The 19,885-nt window shown below is 71.9% G+C and carries 24 protein-coding genes and 1 pseudogene; 14 read left to right on the top strand and 11 right to left on the bottom strand.

Features of this window, described 5'->3' with window-relative positions; translation table 11 throughout:
* Positions 1-90: 90 nt before the first annotated feature.
* Positions 91-1,206, top strand: coding sequence for a MerR family transcriptional regulator (locus tag O3597_RS08465; protein ID WP_281603760.1), 1,116 nt, complete (start codon positions 91-93; stop codon positions 1,204-1,206).
* Positions 1,207-1,222: 16 nt separating this feature from the next.
* On the opposite strand, the gene O3597_RS08460 is transcribed toward O3597_RS08465, so the two are convergent.
* On the bottom strand, positions 1,223-2,407 hold the full coding sequence (locus tag O3597_RS08460) for a hypothetical protein (protein ID WP_281603759.1): 1,185 nt from the start codon (positions 2,405-2,407) through the stop codon (positions 1,223-1,225).
* A 197-nt stretch (positions 2,408-2,604) separates the two neighbouring features.
* Here O3597_RS08460 and O3597_RS08455 point away from each other — a divergent pair, with 197 nt between their 5' ends.
* On the top strand, positions 2,605-3,012 hold the full coding sequence (locus O3597_RS08455) for a nitroreductase family deazaflavin-dependent oxidoreductase (protein ID WP_281581424.1): 408 nt from the start codon (positions 2,605-2,607) through the stop codon (positions 3,010-3,012).
* Positions 3,013-3,229: 217 nt separating this feature from the next.
* Here the strand turns inward: O3597_RS08455 and O3597_RS08450 are convergent, their stop codons facing one another.
* The 3 genes from O3597_RS08450 to O3597_RS08440 form a co-directional block, all read right to left on the bottom strand.
* Entirely contained in the window at positions 3,230-3,856 is a 627-nt protein-coding gene (locus tag O3597_RS08450; RefSeq protein WP_281603758.1) for a DUF4291 domain-containing protein, read from the bottom strand.
* Between the two features lie 173 nt (positions 3,857-4,029).
* Positions 4,030-4,560 carry a GNAT family N-acetyltransferase gene (locus O3597_RS08445; protein WP_281603757.1) on the bottom strand — a complete coding sequence of 177 codons (531 nt, stop codon included), beginning with the start codon at positions 4,558-4,560 and terminating at the stop codon, positions 4,030-4,032.
* Between the two features lie 57 nt (positions 4,561-4,617).
* The gene (locus O3597_RS08440) at positions 4,618-5,550 is read right to left on the bottom strand and encodes an aminoglycoside phosphotransferase family protein (RefSeq protein WP_281603756.1); all 933 of its coding nucleotides are present in this window, start codon (positions 5,548-5,550) and stop codon (positions 4,618-4,620) included.
* A gap of 158 nt (positions 5,551-5,708) precedes the next feature.
* On the opposite strand from O3597_RS08440, the gene O3597_RS08435 reads away from it, so the two are divergent.
* Entirely contained in the window at positions 5,709-6,047 is a 339-nt protein-coding gene (locus tag O3597_RS08435) for a hypothetical protein (RefSeq protein ID WP_281603755.1), read from the top strand.
* A 52-nt stretch (positions 6,048-6,099) separates the two neighbouring features.
* Positions 6,100-6,498: a VOC family protein gene (locus tag O3597_RS08430; RefSeq protein WP_164449028.1), complete on the top strand. Its 399-nt coding sequence runs from the start codon at positions 6,100-6,102 to the stop codon at positions 6,496-6,498.
* Between the two features lie 80 nt (positions 6,499-6,578).
* Here the strand turns inward: O3597_RS08430 and O3597_RS08425 are convergent, their stop codons facing one another.
* Positions 6,579-6,806: a hypothetical protein gene (locus tag O3597_RS08425; protein ID WP_164449029.1), complete on the bottom strand. Its 228-nt coding sequence runs from the start codon at positions 6,804-6,806 to the stop codon at positions 6,579-6,581.
* Positions 6,807-6,923: 117 nt separating this feature from the next.
* Here O3597_RS08425 and O3597_RS08420 point away from each other — a divergent pair, with 117 nt between their 5' ends.
* Positions 6,924-7,421, top strand: a complete 498-nt coding sequence (locus tag O3597_RS08420) for a DinB family protein (RefSeq protein ID WP_281603754.1) — start codon at positions 6,924-6,926, stop codon at positions 7,419-7,421.
* 66 nt (positions 7,422-7,487) lie between these two features.
* Here O3597_RS08420 and O3597_RS08415 read toward each other — a convergent pair whose 3' ends face one another.
* Positions 7,488-8,207, bottom strand: coding sequence for a VOC family protein (locus O3597_RS08415; RefSeq protein ID WP_281603753.1), 720 nt, complete (start codon positions 8,205-8,207; stop codon positions 7,488-7,490).
* Positions 8,208-8,347: 140 nt separating this feature from the next.
* Between O3597_RS08415 and O3597_RS08410 the strand changes: the two genes are divergently transcribed.
* Together O3597_RS08410 and O3597_RS08405 are read left to right on the top strand one after the other, a co-directional pair.
* Positions 8,348-9,190: a PHP domain-containing protein gene (locus tag O3597_RS08410; RefSeq protein ID WP_281603752.1), complete on the top strand. Its 843-nt coding sequence runs from the start codon at positions 8,348-8,350 to the stop codon at positions 9,188-9,190.
* Positions 9,187-9,768 (top strand): histidine phosphatase family protein, encoded by a 582-nt coding sequence (locus O3597_RS08405; RefSeq protein WP_281603751.1) that lies wholly within the window; start codon positions 9,187-9,189, stop codon positions 9,766-9,768. The genes O3597_RS08410 and O3597_RS08405 overlap by 4 nt, the downstream gene beginning before the upstream one ends.
* 92 nt (positions 9,769-9,860) lie before the next feature.
* On the opposite strand, the gene O3597_RS08400 is transcribed toward O3597_RS08405, so the two are convergent.
* The 3 genes from O3597_RS08400 to O3597_RS08390 are packed head-to-tail and all read right to left on the bottom strand — an operon-like array spanning position 9,861 to position 13,133.
* A complete protein-coding gene (locus tag O3597_RS08400; protein WP_164449136.1) occupies positions 9,861-10,664 on the bottom strand; it encodes an S-methyl-5'-thioadenosine phosphorylase in 804 nt (267 codons plus the stop codon).
* A 34-nt stretch (positions 10,665-10,698) separates the two neighbouring features.
* Entirely contained in the window at positions 10,699-12,087 is a 1,389-nt protein-coding gene (locus O3597_RS08395; protein WP_281603750.1) for a hypothetical protein, read from the bottom strand.
* Positions 12,084-13,133, bottom strand: a complete 1,050-nt coding sequence (locus O3597_RS08390; protein WP_281603749.1) for an NAD-dependent epimerase/dehydratase family protein — start codon at positions 13,131-13,133, stop codon at positions 12,084-12,086. Before O3597_RS08390 ends, O3597_RS08395 begins: the two co-directional genes overlap by 4 nt.
* 123 nt (positions 13,134-13,256) lie before the next feature.
* On the opposite strand from O3597_RS08390, the gene O3597_RS08385 reads away from it, so the two are divergent.
* The 7 genes from O3597_RS08385 to O3597_RS08355 are packed head-to-tail and all read left to right on the top strand — an operon-like array spanning position 13,257 to position 18,594.
* Entirely contained in the window at positions 13,257-13,916 is a 660-nt protein-coding gene (locus O3597_RS08385) for a glycosyltransferase family 2 protein (protein WP_281603748.1), read from the top strand.
* Positions 13,913-14,569, top strand: coding sequence for a DUF2064 domain-containing protein (locus O3597_RS08380; RefSeq protein ID WP_281603747.1), 657 nt, complete (start codon positions 13,913-13,915; stop codon positions 14,567-14,569). The genes O3597_RS08385 and O3597_RS08380 overlap by 4 nt, the downstream gene beginning before the upstream one ends.
* Positions 14,566-15,207 carry a class I SAM-dependent methyltransferase gene (locus O3597_RS08375; protein WP_281603746.1) on the top strand — a complete coding sequence of 214 codons (642 nt, stop codon included), beginning with the start codon at positions 14,566-14,568 and terminating at the stop codon, positions 15,205-15,207. The genes O3597_RS08380 and O3597_RS08375 overlap by 4 nt, the downstream gene beginning before the upstream one ends.
* Positions 15,204-16,418: a molybdopterin-dependent oxidoreductase gene (locus tag O3597_RS08370; RefSeq protein ID WP_281603745.1), complete on the top strand. Its 1,215-nt coding sequence runs from the start codon at positions 15,204-15,206 to the stop codon at positions 16,416-16,418. The genes O3597_RS08375 and O3597_RS08370 overlap by 4 nt, the downstream gene beginning before the upstream one ends.
* Positions 16,415-16,846: a hypothetical protein gene (locus tag O3597_RS08365; protein ID WP_281603744.1), complete on the top strand. Its 432-nt coding sequence runs from the start codon at positions 16,415-16,417 to the stop codon at positions 16,844-16,846. The genes O3597_RS08370 and O3597_RS08365 overlap by 4 nt, the downstream gene beginning before the upstream one ends.
* 24 nt (positions 16,847-16,870) lie before the next feature.
* On the top strand, positions 16,871-17,581 hold the full coding sequence (locus O3597_RS08360; protein WP_164449037.1) for a response regulator transcription factor: 711 nt from the start codon (positions 16,871-16,873) through the stop codon (positions 17,579-17,581).
* Positions 17,578-18,594: a HAMP domain-containing sensor histidine kinase gene (locus tag O3597_RS08355; protein WP_164449038.1), complete on the top strand. Its 1,017-nt coding sequence runs from the start codon at positions 17,578-17,580 to the stop codon at positions 18,592-18,594. Before O3597_RS08360 ends, O3597_RS08355 begins: the two co-directional genes overlap by 4 nt.
* Here O3597_RS08355 and O3597_RS08350 read toward each other — a convergent pair.
* Together O3597_RS08350 and O3597_RS08345 are read right to left on the bottom strand one after the other, a co-directional pair.
* Positions 18,595-19,149: pseudogene (locus O3597_RS08350) on the bottom strand (GNAT family protein); the annotation flags it as partial.
* A 98-nt stretch (positions 19,150-19,247) separates the two neighbouring features.
* Complete coding sequence (locus tag O3597_RS08345) at positions 19,248-19,769, bottom strand: hypothetical protein (RefSeq protein WP_164449040.1); 522 nt, start codon at positions 19,767-19,769, stop codon at positions 19,248-19,250.
* Positions 19,770-19,885 lie beyond the last annotated feature (116 nt).

Here is a 19,885-nt window from a genome sequence, read left to right as displayed (position 1 = left end):
GGCATGACGGCTTCCGGGTGGGCAGCGCGGAGAATCGTGCGGCGGTGAAGCCTGGTTGCTCACGCGACGTGATGTCCGATAGTCAGTGCCATGACGGAGCACCTGACCGTGGGGCGGGTGGCGGAACTGGCCGGCGTCAGCGTCCGCACCCTGCACCACTACGACGAGATCGGCCTGCTCGAACCGTCCACCCGCACCTCGGCCGGGCACCGCGCCTACTCCGCCGACGATGTGGAGCGGCTCCGGGAGGTGCTCGCCTACCGGCGGCTCGGCTTCGGGCTGCGGGAGATCGCGGAGCTGGTCGACGATCCGGCCACCGACGCGGTCGCGCACCTGTGCCGACTGCGGGGCCTGCTGCTGGACCAGCGCGATCGCGCTGCCGCCATGGTGAGCGCGATCGACCGGGAACTGGACGCACGAGCCAGGGGAATCAGGACGACGCCAGAGGAGCAGTTGAGAGTGTTCGGGACGCAGTTGTACGACGCCATCGGATCCGCCTACCCGGCGACCCGGCGCACCGAGCCACGGATCGCCGCGCGCATCTGGGCTGCCCTGGGTGACGCCCGGACGGTGCTGAACGTCGGAGCCGGCACCGGCTCGTACGAACCACCCGACCGCGAGGTCACAGCAGTGGAACCGTCGGCGGTCATGCGGGCGCAGCGTCCCCCGGGCGCGGCACCGTGCGTGGCCGCGGCCGCGGAGCGCCTGCCGTTCGAGGACCAGTCCTTCGACGCCGCGATGGCGGTCAGCACCGTCCACCACTGGCCCGACCCGGTCGCCGGGCTGCGCGAGATGCGACGGGTGGCCCGCCGCGTGGTGGTCTTCACCTACGACGCCGACGACACCCGCTGGCGGCAGCGGTTCTGGCTCACCCGCGACTATCTGCCCGAATTCGCTGACCTGCTCGTCGGTTGGCCGTCCCTGGCCGACCTGACCGGCGCGATCGGCGGACGCGCCGAGCCGGTGCTGGTGCCGTGGGACTGCGTCGACGGGTTCTTCGAGGCGTACTGGCGTCGGCCCGAGGCGTACCTGGACGAACACGTCCGCCGCGCGGTGTCGGTGTGGACCAGGGTCGGGCCGCAGGCCGAGCAGCGGGCGGTCAGCGGACTCCGTGACGACCTGTCCTCGGGTCGGTGGGCTGAGCGCAACCGAGACCTGCTCGCCCTCGACACGGCAGAGCTCGGTCTCCGCCTGCTCGTCGCCTGACGCCTCCGCGTCGCGGTCAGCTGCGCCCGTTCATGGCAGCCCGGATCCGCAGCCACGACGGGTCGCTGTCTGACGCGTCGGTGACCATCTCCAGATCATCCGACTGCCAGGTCCGGATTCCGTCGGTCAGGTCAAGCTGGTCCACCTCGATGACCGGGGCCTCAACGGTCCCGGCGAGGAACTCGGTGACCGCGGCGGCTGACGCCCCGGCTGGGCTGGTCCGTCTCCCCGACAGCACCAGAAGCGTGCCGCCGCCGGCGACGATCAGCTCGCCGGTGGTGAAGGCCGCCAGGGCGGTCACCCTCGACCCGGGTAGCACCTCGTGCTCGGTCACCTGTTGTCCGTCGATCTCGAACTCGACGACGGCACCCTCCGGCGTACCGATCCAGAGAACACCCGGCCCGAACGCGACGTTCTGGCGCGACCAGGCGTGCATTCCGTCCAGCCACTCCTGCGGGTACGGGTACCCCGGACTGGGCTCGCCGAGCACCAGGCCAAGCACCCGGCGCAGCGACGGGAACTCGAACAGTTCAAGTGAGTTGTCGTAGGCGTTGCCCCGTACCGCGAAATGCCGCCCGTCCGGGCTGAAGATCGGCGTCTCGTAGCCGTCGCAGTCGAGGATCAGCGCCCGCCGCATGGGCCGCAGCACAGCCTCGGTGTCCCGGCAGAAGAGCACCAGGGTGGCGCCCTGATCGCTCTGCAGGGTGGCCACCAGGCCGCCGCCCGGGTGCGCCGCGACTCCGGTGTCCCATTGCGGGCCGACCGTGGTTGCGCCGGAGGCGATGTCGAGAGCGATGGAGGAGCCCCAGCCGTCCTCGCCGCCGCCGGGCGACAGCCAGAGCCTCTGACCGTCCGGACTGAACGCCACATCCCGTTGGTGTGCGGTCGGCGCAACGCCGTCGATCGCAGTGGTGCCCGAGGGAGTCCAGCAGACCGTGCTGGCGCCATCCACTACCACCAGCCGCGGCTCATCGGGATGCCAGGCGGCAGACGGTGTCCGCTCGGACCGGTCATGGCCGACGGCGTCGTAGCCGGCCGAGTCCGCGCCGAAGCCGCCAACCTCACGCAACTGCCCGACCGCGTACTCCCAGATCCGGATCGCCGGGCGGTCGGCGTCCCAGCTGGCGATCAACGGCAGTCTGGGGTGGCAGAGCAACCGATCGAGCGTGGCTTCGGAGGGCACCTGGGCCAAGGTCTCCACCGGCACACCGTACCGGCGCGAAGCGGATGCCCAGCCCGTCGGATCGAACCAGCGCGCTGCTGCGGGAAAGAGTGCGGCTGCGGCCGGCTGCGGCGTGGATGGCGCCACGGTCGAGGGGCGATTGTCAGTGTCATGGTGCGGCGGGACTGTCAGAATCGGACTCAACGAGCCGGTACGGAACTGGTCGAGGGGAAGACATGAGCGACTGGAACGACAAGGTCATCGCCGAGTTTCGCGCCAACGGCGGGCAGGTGGGCGGCCACTTCGCTGGCCAGCCGCTGCTGCTGTTGCACACGGTCGGCGCCAAGAGCGGCCAGCCCCGCGTACACCCGATGATGTACCAGAAGGTGGACGGTGGCTATGCCGTGTTCGCCTCCAAGGCCGGCGCGCCCACCAACCCCGACTGGTATCACAACCTGCTCGCGCATCCGCGCACGCGAGCGGAGATCGGCACGGACACGGTCGAGTTGGTCGCCCGGGTCGCCGCCGAAGACGAGCGGGAGCGGATCTGGAGCGCGCAGAAGGCGGCGTACCCGTTCTTCGCCGACTACGAGCGGAAGACCAGCCGCCAGATCCCGGTCGTCGTGCTGGAACCGGCACCGTAGCGAGCGACGATCGACGCCCAGGGACGGCACTCGGGAAGGTCCAAAGAGGACTTAACCAAGGTCCGGGTCAGGCTCGGGTGAGAATGGTGATGCCGCAACTGGAGGCGATCAGCACCGACCGCCAGGCCGTCGGGCGCGGCCGCAGGGTGGTGCCAGGGTGGTGGCGGCGGGCCGACCGCCGGGGCGCGGAACCGGGCGCGCAGCGTCTCGGCGTGGCTCATGGCGAGCCGCCGTCGGCGGCACCGGACGGATCGGCGCCGATCACGGCCCCGATCTCGGCCGGCAGCGGATAGGCCCGCTCGGTGGGTAGCAGGGCTGCGGCACCGGGGTCATCGCCGGCGACAAGTCGATCACGTATCGCGTGTGCCAGGCCGGTCACCTCGGTGATGGCGACGATCCACTCGTCGAGGTAGCGGTCGACCGCCTCGCCGGACAGCCCCACCTGCAACGACCGGTACGGCAGCGGTCCGAGCCGCAGCGACCGCTCGGGATCCCACTGCACACGCACCGGACTGGTCTGCACCCGCCGCGTCCACGCGGCACGGTCCGGGTACACGCTTCGGTCGAAGTGACTCAGGCCGGCTGCCGCCAGGGCCCACTCGAAGCCGCTGCGCCGGATCTCGACCGCCAGCACCCGCTCCTGGCCGGGCTTGGAGGCCCACCCGCACCGATACATCATCCACAGGAACGACGGCTTGATCCATGTCATCCGGCCCCGCTTGAACGGCGCCACGAACCGCCCGGCCGCCAGCGCCGGCACCGCGATCTCCGGCGGGTACGCCTGGTAGACGGTGACGGTGTCGGCGGTGTACCGAGCCCGAACCTGCCTGTCCCGAACGTCCACGCCCGAGATCATCGCCGATCCGCCCGGCCGTCATCCACCTGATTCCGCGCCCTGGTCACCGCGCTGACCACAGCCGTGACGCCAGCTTTGCGCGAGGTACCGGCCGGGTGCCGGAGGCCCGGCTACTCCGCCGCGATCTTCTCGTGCAGCCCGGCGACGGGTCGATGTGCCGATCAACCGGCCAGCTTCTCGAAGAGCTCGTTGGTCGTGTCGTAGTACCTCGTCGTCCGGCCGAGGTGCGTCATGCCGAGCCGCCGGCAGACAGCCTGGGAGGCACGGTTGTCCGGGTTCGTGACCGCGATGACCCTCACCAAACCCCGGTCGAACGCGTCGTCCAGGACCGCCGCCGCCGCTTCGGTGGCATAGCCGTGCCCCCAGACGTCCGGATGCAGGTGCCAGCCGATCTCGACATCGCTCGGCCCGCCGGCAAATCCGCCGGCCGACAGGGGAATCGGCTTGAGCAGGAGGTTTCCCACCAGCCGACCGCCCGTCGCCGTGGTGATGGCCCAGATGCCGTGGATCGGATGGTCGATGGCGCGTCGACGGGTAATCGAGGCGAGGGCGTCCTCGCGGCTGTTCATGAGTGTCGGCTGCGCGCCCAGGAACCGCACCACCTCCCAGCGCGACTCGAGATCCAGGAGAAAGTCGGCGTCCTCCTCGCGCCAGGGACGCAGCAGCAGGCGATCGCTCGCGATGGTGCGCATCTCATCCAACCTAGTGCTCCGGCCAGGGCCGAGGCAGTGCCAGGGCGGGTATCACTGTTACGGGCGAGGCCTGGTGACAGTGCTGGCCGCGTACTCGGAGAGGATCTCGGCAAGGATGCGGTGCGCGCACGCGAACTCTGCTGCGTCGAACGTGTACGAGCAGGTGGCGAGGGTTTTCCAGAGGGCCCAGCCCTGGCCACGCGCCCACGTCGCGTCATCCACCGACAGCCGGGTGCGGAATGCCTGCCGGCCTTCGGCGGTCAGCAACGTCCAGGCGATCGCGAGATCGCAGGCCGGATCGCCGACGCCGCATGTCCCGAAGTCGATGACGGCCGCCAACTGGCCGTCAGCAAGCAGCAGATTTCCCTGGGCGACATCGCCATGGAACCAGCGGTCGACACCGTCCCAGCGGGCGTCGAGTGCCCTCGCCCAGGTCTCGCGCACCAGTTCGGCGTCGACGCGGTCGCCCAACTCCGCGAGCGCGCGCTCGACCTCCTTGTCGTAGGTGCGCAGGGTGGCGCCTCGGAACCAGTTGTGAAAACCCGGCTGCGGGCCGTCGGCGGTGTCGACGGCCTGCAGGGCAGCCAGGAACTCGGCCAGGTCGATCGCGAATCGCACCGGGTCGGCGATGCGGTCCAGGCTGGCCGGCTCGCCGTCGAGCCACCGGTAGATCGACCAAGGGTGGGGATAGCCCGCGTCTGGCTTGCCTCTCGCCACCGGGATCGGGATGGGCAGCGGCAACCGATCGGCGAGGATGGGTAGCCACCGATGCTCCTTGTCGACCGCCAGTGCGTACTCGGCGGCGCTGGGCAGGCGGACGAGCATGTCGGAGCCGAGGTGAAAGGTCCAGTTGTCCCAGCCACCGTTGGCCACCGGCTCGATCGGGAGGTCGGCCAGGTGCGGGAACTGGTCGGCGACGAGCCGACGCACCTGTTCCGCGTCGACGGCGATGCGCTGCGGCAGGGGGCCGAGATCCGGAACATCAGTCACTGAACCGTCCTCGTCTGACCATCGGGATCTGAGCGCGCGGTACGCGAGCGACAGTAGCCCATCGATCATGGACTGCTGATGACACCGCCCACCAGGGTCTCCTCTGACGCGAACGTGGCGTACGGTGCGGTGGCAGCCGGTCGTCGGTGGAGGCCGCCATGGATGAGCAGGACTTCTGGGCACGGCTGGAGTTCCGCATCTGCGCGGAGTTCCAGGGCTTCGAGGACCGACACCTACGGTGGTACTGGTGCGATGGTCTGGTAGCCGAGCAGTACGAGTTGCTGACCGCCGAACCGTGCATCCGTGGCCGGGCCTGGTGCGGGCCCAGCGGCCAGGAGCCGTGGCGGTTCGTGCTGCGCATCGGCCGAGGCGCGCGAGCGCGTGCGGAGATCTCTTGGACGGCGCTGCTTCCCGGCGAGCAGGCAACGGGATGGCTGTTCGCCGACCCGAGACGCAAGACCCTGCTGATGAGTCCGCTGGTCGGCCATCCCGAATGAGCACAGGATGCTGCCGCGAAACGCGCCACCCGGTTCTGTGCGACAGTGGTTCATGCCGTTGAGCAGGTACGACCTCAGAGCGTCGATCGCGGTGTCTGACATCCAACGGGCAATCGGGTTCTACGAAGGCAAGCTCGGCCTTCAGGCATTACATTCCGGCCCCAGCGCCCAGATCCCCGACGGCAGCCGCATCTATGGTTGCGGTGGCAGGCTGGCGCTGAATGTCTACCAGTCGGTCACTGCCGGGAAAAGCCCGGCGACCCTGGCGACCTGGTACGTCGACGACATCGACCAGATCGTCGACGAGCTCGTCTCGTCCGGCGTCGAGATCATCCGGTACGACCAGTTGGACCATGACGCCAGGGGAATCACCGCGCGGGCCGGCGGTGGGCGCATCGCGTGGTTCCAGGATCCGGACGGCAACACCTTCGCCCTCGAAGCCGACGTCTGACGACCCGGCTACAGATTCCCGGACTCCGGCTCCTCGGCCAGGAGCAGGTGCCGAAGATGTCAGCCGCGCGCCGACGCGCTCTACCGGCGTCGGTTGCGGGGGTGATTCTTGGCCGCCCGCTCGTTGCCGCGTCGGTAGTTGCCGGTGAGCCGCGCCATCAACTCCTGCGGATCTTCCTCGTGCACGTCGAGCAGGAACCGGGCCGCGGCGGCGCCCCGAAGCACCACGGCGGGGCGGCCGTGATGGAGCAGTTCCACGTCACCGTTCTTGCGGAGGCGGTAGGTGAATCCCTCAGGCGCACCGGGCATCGCCGTATCGTCCTCGCAGGTGAAGCCGCACGCGACCGAATTACGCTGCCCAGCCGGACCGGGTCGGCCTCGGGCACCGGCGATGCTTAGTCGACCCGGGGATGGGATGCTTCTTGCATGCCGTCCTATCCAACCACCTTCGCCGACCAGGTCGTCGCACAGCCGGCGAAGGCCCAGTTCGAGGCGTTCATCGACGAGCACCGCAGGGCGCTCACCAGCTGCCTGGACGGGCTGACCGAGGAACAGGCACGCCGGTCGTTGGTGGTCTCCCGGACCACGCTGCTGGGTCTGGTGAAGCACGCGACCTTCGTGGAGAAGGTCTGGTTCGACGAGGCCGTCACCCGCCGGTCACGTGCGGAGATCGGCATCCCGGCGACGCCGGACGAATCGTTCGTCCTCGACGACGGCGACACGATCGCCACCGTCCAGCAGGCGCACCGCGAGGCCTGCGCGGCGTCACGCCAGGCGACGTCGTCCCTGGGGCTGGACGACATTTTGCCCGGCAACCGGCGCGGCCCGCTGCCACTGCGGTGGGTGTATCTGCACGTGCTGCGCGAACTCGCCCAGCACTGCGGGCACGCCGACATCCTCCGCGAGCAGCTCCTGCACGAGTGAGCCGCCCTGCCTGCCCACGATTCAACGGTTCCGCTGGGCCGTTGACACAACCCGTACGGCGGCCGGTCAGCGTAGCGCCGCCGCGAGGTCGGCGGCGTTCTCGAACGCCGGCGCCGCCCGTACGGTCTCGTCGTCGGTGAGCACGATCTGTTCCGCGCGGTTGAGCAGGTCCGTCGCGGTCTCCGGGTCGTCCAGCGCCACGGCCAGTTCGGCGCGGTAGACCAGGGCCTCCACCAGCTCGACCGGGTCGTCGTCGGACGACGGGCGGGCCAGCGCGCTGTCCAGGATCCGCACGGCCTGTCGGAGCTCGCCCCGGGAGTCGGCCTGCACGACGGCGTTCGCCACCGCCCTGGCCAGCCGCCCCGTCGACGTGCGCTGCGGCGCGGGAACGGTCTCGACGTTGTGCACGACGCGGATCCAGTTGCCACCCGGGTCGATGACACTGAATCCACTCAGCCCGTCGTAGTTCTTCCGCGCTCTGGGCCGGGTCATCCGCGGTGTCCCGGACACCAGCACCTTGCCGTACGCGGCCCGCATGCCGGTGGCGAACGCCCGGTGCAGTCCCTCGATGTCGGCGGTGAGGACGAGACAGGAGCCGTACGACTGTTCCGGGTCGAAACCGGCGATCTCGAAGAAGTGCAGGTGCAGGTCTTCGCGCCGCAACGCCACGTACGGGTTGGGTCTGCGCTGCTGGTACGTCGGGTCGAAGCCCAGCACCCGATAGAAGGCGACAACGTCGTCGATGGATGGACACGGCAGCAGGGGTACGGTCACCTCGTTGGCCATGGCTTCTTCCTATGCGGCGCAGGACGCCCGTCGCACATGGAAATGGCCGACCGTCCGGTTCGACCGTCCGATCGGCCGACCGGGCAGGTGCCGACCGCGTCCCGACACCCGCCGACACCACCGACAACGGAGGTCGTCTGATGCCGCTGCCCCCGGACAGCCATGTGCACAGCGAGTGGTCGTGGGACACCCGGGTCGGTGACATGGAAGGGTCGTGCGCGCGGGCCGTCGAAATCGGTCTGCCGGCGATCGCCTTCACCGAACATCTGGACCACACCGCATGGCGGGTCGCCACCGAGGGCCCGTACGTCTCGGACCACCTCACCTCGCTGGCCGACCCGAGCGGGATACTGACGCCGCCCGCGTTCGACGCCGCCGGATACCTGGCAGCGGTGCAACGCTGCCGGGAGCGGTTCCCCCAGCTGCGCATCCTCAGCGGTCTCGAGCTGGGTGAACCCCATCGCCACGCCGATCAGATCGCGCGGGTGCTGTCCGCCGGCCGATTCGACCGTCTCCTCGGTTCCCTGCACACCCTTGCCGATCAGGACGGCTTCGCCGAACCCTGGGCGATCTACCCGCACCGCGATCCCCACGAGGTGGTCCGCGCGTACCTCGCCGACGTCGCCACCATGGTCACCACCAGCGACACGTTCGACGTCCTGGCGCACATCGACTATCCGGTCCGCTCCTGGCCGACCGAGGATGTCGGCCCCTTCGATCCCAGCGTCTTCGAGGACGAGTTCCGCGAGGCGTTGCGGGTGACCGCGCTGTCCGGTCGGGCGCTGGAGGTCAACACCCGGTTGCCGTTGCACTCGACCGTGCTCGGCTGGTGGCACGAGGAGGGCGGCGACGCGATCACCTTCGGCAGCGACGCCCACCTGCCGGCCTTCGTCGGGCACGGCTTCGGCGAGGCCGCTCAGCTGGCGCAGGCGTACGGCTTCCGACCCGGCAGGAATCCCCACGACCGCTGGGGTCGGGGGTGAGCGGCATCCGGACGCCCACCGAGATCCTGCTGGTCCGACACGCCCGGTCCGTCCCGCCGACCGCCGACGGTCCGGACGACTTCACCCGCCCGCTGACCACCCGCGGGCTGCGGCAGGCGGAGGAACTTGTGACGACACTCAGCGAGCCGCGGCCGGCGGCGATCTGGTCCAGCCCGTACCGGCGGGCGATCCAGACCGTCCAGCCGACCGCCGACGCGCTCGGTCTGCCCGTCCGCACCCGGACCGAGCTGCGCGAGTGGGACGACGGCCTCGCCTTCACCGAGGTCTGGGAGTCGCATTACGTCAGAAGCTGGACGGATCTGTCCTACGCACGCCCGGGCGGTGAAAGCCTCGAGCAGCTCGGCATCCGTGCCGTCGCCGCCCTGCGGGCGCTCGCCCGGCACCACCCCGGCCGGGTGGTGCTCGTCGGCAGCCACGGTACCTTCATCTGCCGGGCGTTGGCCGGCTTCGGCGTGCCGGTCGAATGGGCCACGGTGCGACAGATGCCGATGCCCGCGGTCTACCGACTTCGCTTCACCGACCCGCACACCCGTCCCGAGATCTCCGAATTGGTCTGATCTCCCCGGCCCGGCGTCACCCGGTCGCCCACCCTACGGCAGGAGAAGGCCGGCTCAGCCGGGCGGGCGCGGTTTCCACCGCTGAGCCGCAGTCAGGGCAGCTCGAACGGGAGGGCGATGCCGTCCAGGCTGTGCGGACACGGGCAGCCCCGGTCGACCGGGAGCGCGGCGACCGCGTCGAGCAGCAGCCCGCGCAGCCGCTCGGTGTTCTCACCGAAGACCCGGAACACCTCCTGCTGGGTCACTCCGTGACCGCTGTCCACACCGGCGTCCAGGTCGGTCACCAGGGCGATGGAGCTGTAGCAGAGGGCCAGTTCCCGGGCGAGGACCGCCTCCGGGTGGCCGGTCATGTTGATGACCGCACCGCCGACCGCCGCGTACCACCGGGATTCGGCGCGGGTGGAGAAGCGCGGCCCCTCCACCACCACCATGGTCCCGCCGTCGTGGGCGGGCACCGACCGGCCGGTGGCAGCCGCCAGCAGGGTACGCCGACCGACCGGGCAGTACGGGTCGGCGAAGGAGACGTGCACCGCACCCTGCTCGTAGTACGTCTGCACCCGGCCGCTGGTCCGGTCGACGAGTTGGTCGGGTACCACGAACGTGCCGGGCCCGAGGTCCGGCCGCAGGCCACCGACGGCGCACGGCGCGAGCACCTGGCGTACCCCGAGCGACCGCAACGCCCACAGGTTGGCCCGGTAGGGAATCCGGTGCGCGGGATGCCGATGATCGCGGCCGTGCCGGGGAAGGAACGCCACCGAACGGCCGCCGACCTCAGCGATCGTCACCGCGTCGGAGGGCGCGCCGTACGGCGTCTGGACAACGTGTTCGGTGGCACCGTCGAGCAGCGCGTAGAGACCCGAGCCACCGATGACGGCGACTTCTGCGGATGGGGACACACTCACCTCCGATTTCCTCCGGCCGAGTCACGGCCTACCACGTGGTCAGCAGCAGATGGTTGACGGCGAGGGCCACCGCTGCCTGCACGGTGAGCCAGGTACGGCGGCCGCTCGCGGGAATCAGCGCGGCACCGGCCATGAGCCACCCGGTGAAGGGCAGCCAGATGCGTTCGACCTCGGCCTTGCTGTAGCCGGACAGGTCCGCGGCGACGATCGCCGCCGCCGCGGCGAGAGGCAGCAGCCAGCAGGCGTGCCCGAGGGTGCCGTGCTGCGGTCGCGGCAGGCCGTCGCGCGGCCGCAACGACGAGACCGCCCGCCAACCGGCGACCGCCGCGCGGCGCAGGATGACGGCGGCCGCCGGGCCGGCGGCGACGGTGACGATCGCCAGGTTCGCCCAGACCCAGTAGCCGTACGCGCGCCGGCTGGCGATGCCCTGGTAGTAGCGCTCGACGACCAGGTGGTAGCCGGTCAGCCAGTCGAAGCCGGCGACCGTGAACGCGCCCACCACGAGCGCCGCACCCCCGAGCGCCCACCCGGCGGTGAACCGGTGCCGGTGGCCCAGGATCACCACGGCCACCGCGATCGGGACCATCAGCACCAGCCCGTAGGAGAGGTAGCAGCCGAAGCCCAGCAGCGCGCCGCCGCCGAGCGCGCCGAGCGCGCTGCCCCGGGTGACGCCGTACGCCAACAGCGCGACGCCGGTGGCGGTCGCCCCGGCGAACAGGCCGTCGGCGGACACGCCGGACCAGACCGCTCCCGGGAACAACGCCGCGAACGGCAGCACCGCGCGCGCCGCGTCGTCGGTGCCGAGCAGCCGCACGGTGTACGGCACCGCGACGGCGGTGAGCGCCGCCGTCAGGATGCACAGCGTCCCCGCCCAGCCGCCGCCGCCCAACCCGACCCGGTCCAGCCAGACGAACACCAGCAGCGCTCCGGGCGGGTGTCCGGACACGTGGGTGGTCCAGGAGTCCGGTTGGAAGTCGAGGATCCGGGTGGTGAAGGTGCCCAGCATGACGGGGATGTCGGTGACGCCGGGGACCTCGTGCAGGTACTCGTGGCGGGTGGTCAGCCGGCCGGCGATGCCGCGTTGCCAGCCGTCGACCAGGGCCAGGGACAGCGTCCAGGCCAGCGCGGTGGCGTAGGACAGGACGAGCAGCCGCCGCCATGGCAGCCGGGCCGCCAGGGCGGGTCCACGCCAGCAGACCAGGACGGCCACCGCCACCGCCAGCGCGGTGCCGGGGCCGACGTGCGGTCGCCAGTGCGCGAACAGCGGTGCCGCGCTGGCGTGCACCGGGCGTCCCAGCAGGTGCAGCAGGCCACCGACACCGGCGGCGGCGGCGAACAGTGCGACGGCGACGCCGACGGCGATCAGGTCGGCCCGGCCGGTGGTACGCCGCAGTCGGGCGAGGGGCACCGTGCTCATCCGCGCAGTGGTGCGTGGGCGAACTGTCGGACTCCGTCGGCGAGGCGGACCGCCGCGCGGAACCCGAGTTCGTCCTGCGCACGGGCCGGTGAGGCGACCACGTGGCGTACGTCGCCGAGCCGGAACTCGCCGGTGACCACCGGCGTGGGCCCGCCGGCGGCCCGGGCGAGTTCGGCGGCCATCTCGCCGATGCTGGCCGGCTGGCCGGAGGCAACGTTGTAGGCCCGCCAGCCGGTGCGGCGGCCGGTGGCGGTCACCGCGGCGAGGTTGGCCGCCGCCACGTCGTCGACGTGGACGAAGTCGCGTCGCTGTCGGCCGTCCTCGAACACGCGCGGGGCCCGTCCCGCCGCCAGCGCGGAACGGAAGATCGCCGCGACGCCGCTGTACGGCGTGTCGCGCGGCATGCCGGGCCCGTAGACGTTGTGGTACCGCAGCGCCACCACGGTGCCGCCGGTCTGCCGGCACCAGGCCGCCGTGAGGTGCTCCTGCGCCACCTTGGTGGAGGCGTACACGCTGCGCGGGTCCAGTGGCGCCTCCTCGTCGATCAGTCCCGGCTCCAGGTCGGCACCGCAGGCGGAGCAGGCGGGCTCGAAGCGGCGGGCGGCCAGGTCGGTGGCGGCGCGTGCGGCGGGGCGCACGGCACCGTGCCGGAGGCAGGTGTAGGCACCCTCGCCGTAGACCACCATCGAGCTGGCCAGCACGAGCCGGTGGATGCCCGCGCGGGCCATTTCGGCGAGGAGCACTGCGGTGCCGAGGTCGTTGCAGCCGACGTACTCGGGCAGGTCGTCGAGGTCCACGCCGAGCCCGACCATGGCCGCCTGGTGCACGACCACGTCGACGCCGGTCAGGGCGGCGGCGACGGCGGTCCGGTCGCGCAGGTCGGCCTGGCGCAGCGGGGCGCCGGCCACGGCGTCCGGCAGCGGTGCGCGGTGCGCGCCCGGGTGACCGGCGTCCACGACGGACACCTGATGGCCGGCCCGGTGCAGCGCGGCGACGACATGGGTCCCGATGAAGCCGGCTCCGCCGGTGACGAGTACGTGGGTCACGCGCCGACGCTAGAGCCAGCCGGGCGCCGCAGGCGGCCGTGACGGACAGCCGTCAGCGTCTCGTAAGACTTCATCATCGGCTGGTAATACCTGCCCGGCTCGATGCTGGTTAGCGTCCGCGACATGACCGATGTGGTACTTCCCTGCCGGAACGAGGCAGCGGCACTGCCCGGCCTGCTGGCCCGGATACCGGCCGGCTACCGGCCGATCGTGGTGGACAACGGCTCGACCGACGACTCGGCCAAGGTGGCGCGGGCCCACGGCGCGGAGGTGATCAGCGTCGCCGAGCCCGGCTACGGTGCCGCCGTGCACGCCGGTGTCGAGGCGGCCGACCCCATCGACGGGGTGGTGTGCGTGATGGACGCCGACGGCTCCTTCGACCCGACGCAACTGCCCCGGCTGGCCGGGTGCGTACGCACCGGTCAGGCGCAGCTCGCCACCGGCCGGCGCCGCCCGGTCGGACGGGGGGTGTGGCCGCTGCACGCCCGGGCCGCCAACGCATTCCTCGCCCACCGGTTGCGCCGCACGACCGGCCTGGACGTCCACGACATCGGCCCGATGCGGGCGGTACGCCGCGACGACCTGCTGGCGTTGGGGCTGCGCGACCGGCGGTTCGGCTACCCGTTGGAGTTGCTGATCGCGGCGGACCGGGCCGGGTGGCGGGTGGTCGAGATCGACGTCGACTACGGTCCCCGGGCGGCCGGCACCCGCTCGAAGGTGACCGGCACCCTGCTCGGCACCGCCCGTGCCGTACGCGACATGAGCGCGGTGCTGACCCGGTGAGCGCCGCCCAGGTTCTGGTGCTGGCCAAGGCGCCGACACCCGGACGCGTCAAGACGCGACTCTGCCCACCCTGCACCCCCGAGCAGGCGGCCCGGGTCGCCGCCGCCGCCCTGGCCGACACCCTGGACACCGTCACCGCCGGGGCCGGTGCCGGCGTGCTCGTCCTCGACGGCGACCACCCCGCCCCGCCGGGTTGGGCGACGCTCCCCCAGCGCGGCGACTCACTCGGCGACCGCCTCGCCAACGCGTTCGCCGACGCCCGCACACCCGGCACACCCGCGGTGTTGATCGGCATGGACACCCCGCAGCTCGTCGTCGAGCACCTCGACACGGCCCGGGATCTGCTCGCCTCGGTTGACGGGCCGGACGCGGTGCTCGGCCCGGCCACCGACGGCGGCTGGTGGACGTTGGGGCTGCGCGACCCCGGTCACGCCACCGTGCTGCGGACCATCGCCACCTCCACGACGACCACCGGCCACCGCACCGTGGTCGCGCTGCGTCGGCGCGGCCTGCGGGTACGCCTGCTGCCCTGGCTGTCCGACGTGGACACCGCCGCCGACGCTCACGCCGTGGCCAGCTTGTGCCCGCCGGACAGCCGGTTCGCCCGCGCCGTCGCCGCCGAGGTGCCGCAGCCCGCACCGGTCGCCCGGTGAACGCCGTCGCGGTCTTCGACACCGCGATCGACCGGGCCGCCGCCGGCATCCCGGCCGCCTTCACGGCCCGGCACGCCAGCGGCGAGGTCTACCGCTTCGACCCGGCCGCCTGGTGCCGGGACGCGATCGCCGGAGACGACGCGCTGATCGGCTGCTGCACCGGTCACACCCTCGATGTCGGCTGCGGCCCGGGCCGGCTCACCAGCGCCCTCAGCCACGCCGGCCGCCCCGCCCTCGGCATCGACGTCAGCGCCAGCGCGGTCCTGCTGGCCCGCCGCCGGGGCGCGGCCGCCCTGCAACGCGACGTCTTCGGCCCGGTGCCCGGCGCCGGCCGCTGGCGGCACCTGCTGCTGGCCGACGGCAACATCGGCATCGGCGGTGACCCGCCCCGGCTGCTCCGCCGGTGTCGTCAACTGCTGGTCGTCGACGGACGCCTCCACGCGGAACTGGCACCGGCGGGCACGCCGGCCTGGTCCGGAACCGCGACGGTGCAGACCCCGGACGGTGCCGACCGCACACTGCCCTGGGCCTGCGTACCCCTCGACGACCTTCCCGAACTGGCCGACGCCACCGCGATGCGCGTGCTCGACACCTGGACGGAGGCGGGGCGGTGGTTCGCCACCCTGACACCCCGATGACCGGCCGCGCGACGGTGCTGCGGCGCCTCGCCCGGTGGTGCCTGGCACCGTTGCCGGCACCACCGGTGACGCTGCGGCGCGGACCGCTGCGCCCCGGGGTGTTCCGGTCCCGACTGCGGTCGACCCGGCTGACCGGTCAGCTCGGCGTCGCCCTCGGCGTGGCGTTCGCCATCTGCTTCGCCACCGGTCTGCTCAGCCACCTGATCCAGCACCCGCCGGGCTGGTTCTGGTGGCCGGCCCGACCGGTCGGGCTCTACCGGTTCACCCAGGGTCTGCACGTGGCGACCGGGCTCGCCTCGATCCCGCTGCTCGGCGCCAAGCTGTGGTCGGTGTACCCCCGCCTGTTCAGCTGGCCGCCGGTCCGCTCGATCGCCCACGCGGCCGAACGCGCGAGCCTCGGTCTGCTCGTCGCGGCGGCACTGTTCCTGCTGGTCAGCGGCGTGCTCAACATCTCCCGCTGGTACGCGCCGATGCCGTTCTTCTTCACCGCCGGGCACTACTGGGTGGCCTGGCTGGCCGTCGGTGGGCTGCTGGTGCACATCGGCGTGCACCTGCCGGCGGTCCGCGCCGCGCTCGCCCGCCCCGTCGGCGAGCCACGGCAGGACGGGCTGAACCGGCGCACGCTGCTCGGCGGTGTCGCCGCCGCGTCCGGGCTGGTCACCCTGACCACGGTCGGGCAGACGATCCGACCGTTGACAGGCCTCGCGGTGCTCGCCCCACGCCACCCCGACGTCGGACCGCAGGGCCTACCGGTGAACCGGACCGCGGCCGGTGCCGGAGTGCGCGCCGCGGCCCTCGACCCGGCGTACCGGCTACGGGTCACCGGAGAGGGCCGCAGCGTCAGCCTGGACCTCGCCGCCCTCAACCGGCTTCCGCAGTACACCGCGGAGCTGCCGATCGCCTGCGTGGAGGGCTGGAGCGCCACCGGGACGTGGACCGGCGTCCGGTTGGGCGATCTGGTCGCGCTCGTGGGTGCCGATCCCCGACGCTCGTCGGCCTGGGTCGAGTCGTTGCAGGTCGACGGCGCCTACCGGGCCTGCACGGTGCCACCGGAACACGTCGGAGATCCGCTGACCCTGGTCGCGCTGCGGTTGGGCGGCGAGCCCCTGCACCTCGACCACGGCTATCCGGCGCGGCTGATCGCGCCCAACCGGCCCGGCGTGCTGCAGACCAAGTGGCTCAGCCGGATCACCGTGGCGGGGACCGGATGAAGACCCGGACCGTGCTGGTCGTCGGCGGTTGCCTGCTCATGGCGTACGCCGTCGTCGGCGCTCTCACCGACGCCGACCTGACGCCGGGCGGGGTGCTGCTCTTCCTGGCCGCGGTGCTGGTGGTGCACGACGTCGTCTGGATGGCGGCGGTGCTGGCCGTCGGTGTCGCGCTGACCCGCGTCCCGTCCCGGTACCGTCCGACGATCCGGGCGGCCGTGATCACCGTCGCCGCGGTCACCGTGGTGGGACTCCCCCTCGCCCTGGGGTTCGGACGCGTGGCCGACAACACCTCGGTGCTGCCGCTGCCGTACGGTCGCAACCTGGTCGCCGTCCTGCTCGCCGTCGCCGCCACGACGCTGCTGGTGTGCGTGGTCCGGCGGCGACAGGCCGTAAGGAATCCGAAAGACCCTCCGAGCGGCGTACGGTGACGCCCGGTCGCTAGCGTGATGGGGATGGGACACCGGGTGTTAGTGGTCGACGACGACCCGACGGTCAGTGACGTCGTGCGACGTTACCTGGAGCAGGCCGGCTGCGAGGTCCAGCTGGCCGCCGACGGCGCCGACGGCCTCGCCGCGATCGCCGCCCAGCGCCCCGATCTCGTGGTCCTCGACCTCATGATGCCCGGCATCGACGGCCTCGAGGTCTGCCGCCGGATCCGGCGGCAGTTGCCCGACCTGCCGGTGGTCATGCTCACCGCGCTCGGTGAGGAGGCCGACCGGGTGCTCGGGCTCGAGGTCGGTGCCGACGACTACGTCACCAAGCCCTTCTCCCCCCGGGAACTGGTGCTGCGGATCCGCTCCGTGCTGCGCCGCACCGCCGCGCACCCCACTGCGCCCACCGTCTCGGCGAAGCTGATCGACGCGACGCTGACCGTGGACAGTGCCCGCCGCGTCGCCACCCTGGGTGGTGCACCGCTGTCGCTCACCGCCCGGGAGATCGATCTGCTGATCTTCTTCATGCGCCATCCGGGGCGGGCGTGGTCGCGCACCGACCTGCTGGACAAGGTCTGGGGGTGGCAGTTCGGTGACCAGTCGACGGTCACCGTCCACGTCCGCCGGCTGCGCGAGAAGATCGAGGACGATCCGGCCGATCCGCAGCGGATCCGCACGGTCTGGGGCGTCGGATACCGCTACGACCCGCTCGACGAGGAAGCGGCCCGGTGACCGACACGCTGCTCATCGGGCTCTACGCCCTCGCCGCCGGAGGCGTCGTCGGCCTGGCCGGTGCCGCGGCGCTACGGCTGTTGCGGGGCCGGTCGATTCTCGTGCACATCCTGGTGCTGCTCACCGTCACCGTCCTCGCCGTGGTCGCCGGAGTCGCCACCGTCGCGCAGGCGATGTTCCTGTCCGCGCACGACCTGTGGGTCGTGCTCGTCACGGTCAGCGCCTCGGCGGTGATCAGCCTCGCCGTCGGCGCCATCTTCGGCAGGCGACTCGCCGCCGCCGCGGTCTGGGCCCGGGCGGCCCGGGAACGCGAACGGCGGCTGGAGGCCGGCCGTCGCGAACTGGTGGCGTGGGTGTCGCACGACCTGCGGACCCCGTTGGCCGGGCTGCGGGCCATGGCCGAGGCCCTCGAGGACGGCATCATCCACGACCCGGCCGTCGTCGACGACTACCACCGGCGTATCCGGGTGGAGACCGACCGGATGGCCCAGCTCGTCGACGACCTGTTCGAGCTGTCCCGGATCAACGCCGGTGCGCTGCGGCTCATGCCCACCACCGTGCCGTTGGGCGACGTGGTGTCCGACGCGATCGCCGGCGTCGCGCCGCTGGCCGCCCGCCGCCGGATCCACCTGGTGGCGGCCGACAGCGGCTGGCCGGACGTCCGGGCCGGGGAGCGCGAACTCGCCCGGATCGTCAGCAACCTGCTGATCAACTCCGTCCGTTACACACCGGAGGACGGCAGCGTGCACATCGCCGCCGGCCACGAGACCGACAACGTGTGGCTGGCCGTCTCCGACACCTGCGGCGGCATCCCCAGTGAGGACCTGGACCGGGTCTTCGACGTCGCGTTCCGAGGTGAACGGGCCCGCACCCCCGCGGCGGCGGACTCAGGTGGCGGCGGCGGACTCGGCCTGGCCATCGTGCGCGGTCTCGTCGAGGCGCACGGCGGCCGGGTGAACGTCGCCAACACCGACCGAGGCTGCCGGTTCGAGGTACGCCTGCCCGCCACCTGACGGCCTGCCCTGGCGCCACGTCCCGGCGAGCAGGCCGTAGGTGTAGCCGTCCACCCAGCCCAGCTCGGCGTGCCAGGAGTCGCCGACACCGTGCTGCTCACGACGCATGCCGATCCTTTCGAGAAGCCGCACGGAGGCCAGGTTGTCCGCGAAGCAGCCGGCGGTGATCCGGCGTACGCCCAGCCGGTCGAACGCGTACGCCACCATCGCGGTGACCGCCTCGGTCGCGTAGCCCTGCCCACCGTATGCCGGGTCGAAGATGTAGCCGAGCTGGGCCTCGGTCCGCGCCGGCATGCCGGGTTGCCCCATGCCGTCGACCACGTCGAGCGAGACGGACCCGATCACCATGCCGCCCAGGGTCACCGCGACACTGTGGTCGTCGGGGTCCTGCGCCGCGCGCCGCCAGGCCGCCCGGAAGGACACCGGGTCGACCTCGGTGCGCAGCAGCCAGCGGGTGACCTCCGGCAGGTTGCGGTATTCCAGCATGCGGTCGATGTCCTCGTCTCGCACGGGACGAAGCTCGAGGCGTTCGGTGCGAAGGTGCGCGCTGCCCACGAGGTGGCAGAGTAGCCACCGGCACCATCGCGACGCCGCCGAATAAACGCCGGCTCGTCGGCGTCGCGCCGGTCGAAGCCCGCCTCCACCGCCACCGGTCACGGCCGCTGACGCAGCGCGCGCAGCACGCCGTGTCGGCGCAGGGCCCAGGCGAGGCGCCGGACGCTCGAATGCCGCACGAACAGCACCGCCGCCCGGCGGATCAGGCCGAGCCGCTTGTCGCTGAACTGGTTGTCGATCGCCTGCCAGATCAGCTCGCGTACCTTGGCGCTGTCCAGCACCGCCCGCACCTCGCGCCGCACCACGGGATCCTCGGCCGCCGATGCGATGGCCGCCGCCTGATCCGGTCGCTCGACGCTCGGCCGCACCGCCGCGACGAGCGGCCGGCGCACGTCGTCCTGCTCCAGCAGCAGCAACACGGCCTCGCGGATCTCGACCGTGTCGAGACCGGATCGCAGCAGCCTCAGCAGGCTGCGTTCCACCTCGCGGTCGTGATCGGGGACGGACAGCGTGGCCAGCAGCACCGACACCTCGTCGAGATCGATGAGGTGTCGCAACCCGCCCCGGAACTCCGGCATGCCCCACGCAACCTGGAGGCCCTTGGCGAGATTGCGGTTCATGCGCCCTGCGCTACCCGGGCGTGGCGGTCAGCGAAACCTGCGGTCCGTCCGGTCCGGTGAGGCCGAACCGGTGCACCGGTGCTGTCGAGCTGATGGCGCAGCCGGTTCCCGCTGGT

Source organism: Verrucosispora sp. WMMA2044 (assembly GCF_027497155.1).
Classification (GTDB): domain Bacteria; phylum Actinomycetota; class Actinomycetes; order Mycobacteriales; family Micromonosporaceae; genus Micromonospora; species Micromonospora palythoicola.
Note: the sequence above shows the minus strand (reverse complement) of the source record. Positions and strands in the feature narration are given on the sequence as shown.

What these genes read in the sequence shown, in the direction of transcription:
- O3597_RS08420 (WP_281603754.1), top strand. Translation starts at nt 6,924, where the DNA reads ATGCCGTCCTATCCAACCACCTTCGCCGACCAGGTCGTCGCACAGCCG.
- O3597_RS08365 (WP_281603744.1), top strand. Translation starts at nt 16,415, where the DNA reads ATGAAGACCCGGACCGTGCTGGTCGTCGGCGGTTGCCTGCTCATGGCG.
- O3597_RS08345 (WP_164449040.1), bottom strand. Translation starts at nt 19,769, where the DNA reads ATGAACCGCAATCTCGCCAAGGGCCTCCAGGTTGCGTGGGGCATGCCG.
- O3597_RS08410 (WP_281603752.1), top strand. Translation starts at nt 8,348, where the DNA reads ATGCCGCTGCCCCCGGACAGCCATGTGCACAGCGAGTGGTCGTGGGAC.
- O3597_RS08425 (WP_164449029.1), bottom strand. Translation starts at nt 6,806, where the DNA reads ATGCCCGGTGCGCCTGAGGGATTCACCTACCGCCTCCGCAAGAACGGT.
- O3597_RS08360 (WP_164449037.1), top strand. Translation starts at nt 16,871, where the DNA reads ATGGGACACCGGGTGTTAGTGGTCGACGACGACCCGACGGTCAGTGAC.
- O3597_RS08455 (WP_281581424.1), top strand. Translation starts at nt 2,605, where the DNA reads ATGAGCGACTGGAACGACAAGGTCATCGCCGAGTTTCGCGCCAACGGC.
- O3597_RS08435 (WP_281603755.1), top strand. Translation starts at nt 5,709, where the DNA reads ATGGATGAGCAGGACTTCTGGGCACGGCTGGAGTTCCGCATCTGCGCG.
- O3597_RS08430 (WP_164449028.1), top strand. Translation starts at nt 6,100, where the DNA reads ATGCCGTTGAGCAGGTACGACCTCAGAGCGTCGATCGCGGTGTCTGAC.
- O3597_RS08445 (WP_281603757.1), bottom strand. Translation starts at nt 4,560, where the DNA reads ATGCGCACCATCGCGAGCGATCGCCTGCTGCTGCGTCCCTGGCGCGAG.
- O3597_RS08395 (WP_281603750.1), bottom strand. Translation starts at nt 12,087, where the DNA reads ATGAGCACGGTGCCCCTCGCCCGACTGCGGCGTACCACCGGCCGGGCC.
- O3597_RS08370 (WP_281603745.1), top strand. Translation starts at nt 15,204, where the DNA reads ATGACCGGCCGCGCGACGGTGCTGCGGCGCCTCGCCCGGTGGTGCCTG.
- O3597_RS08415 (WP_281603753.1), bottom strand. Translation starts at nt 8,207, where the DNA reads ATGGCCAACGAGGTGACCGTACCCCTGCTGCCGTGTCCATCCATCGAC.
- O3597_RS08385 (WP_281603748.1), top strand. Translation starts at nt 13,257, where the DNA reads ATGACCGATGTGGTACTTCCCTGCCGGAACGAGGCAGCGGCACTGCCC.
- O3597_RS08465 (WP_281603760.1), top strand. Translation starts at nt 91, where the DNA reads ATGACGGAGCACCTGACCGTGGGGCGGGTGGCGGAACTGGCCGGCGTC.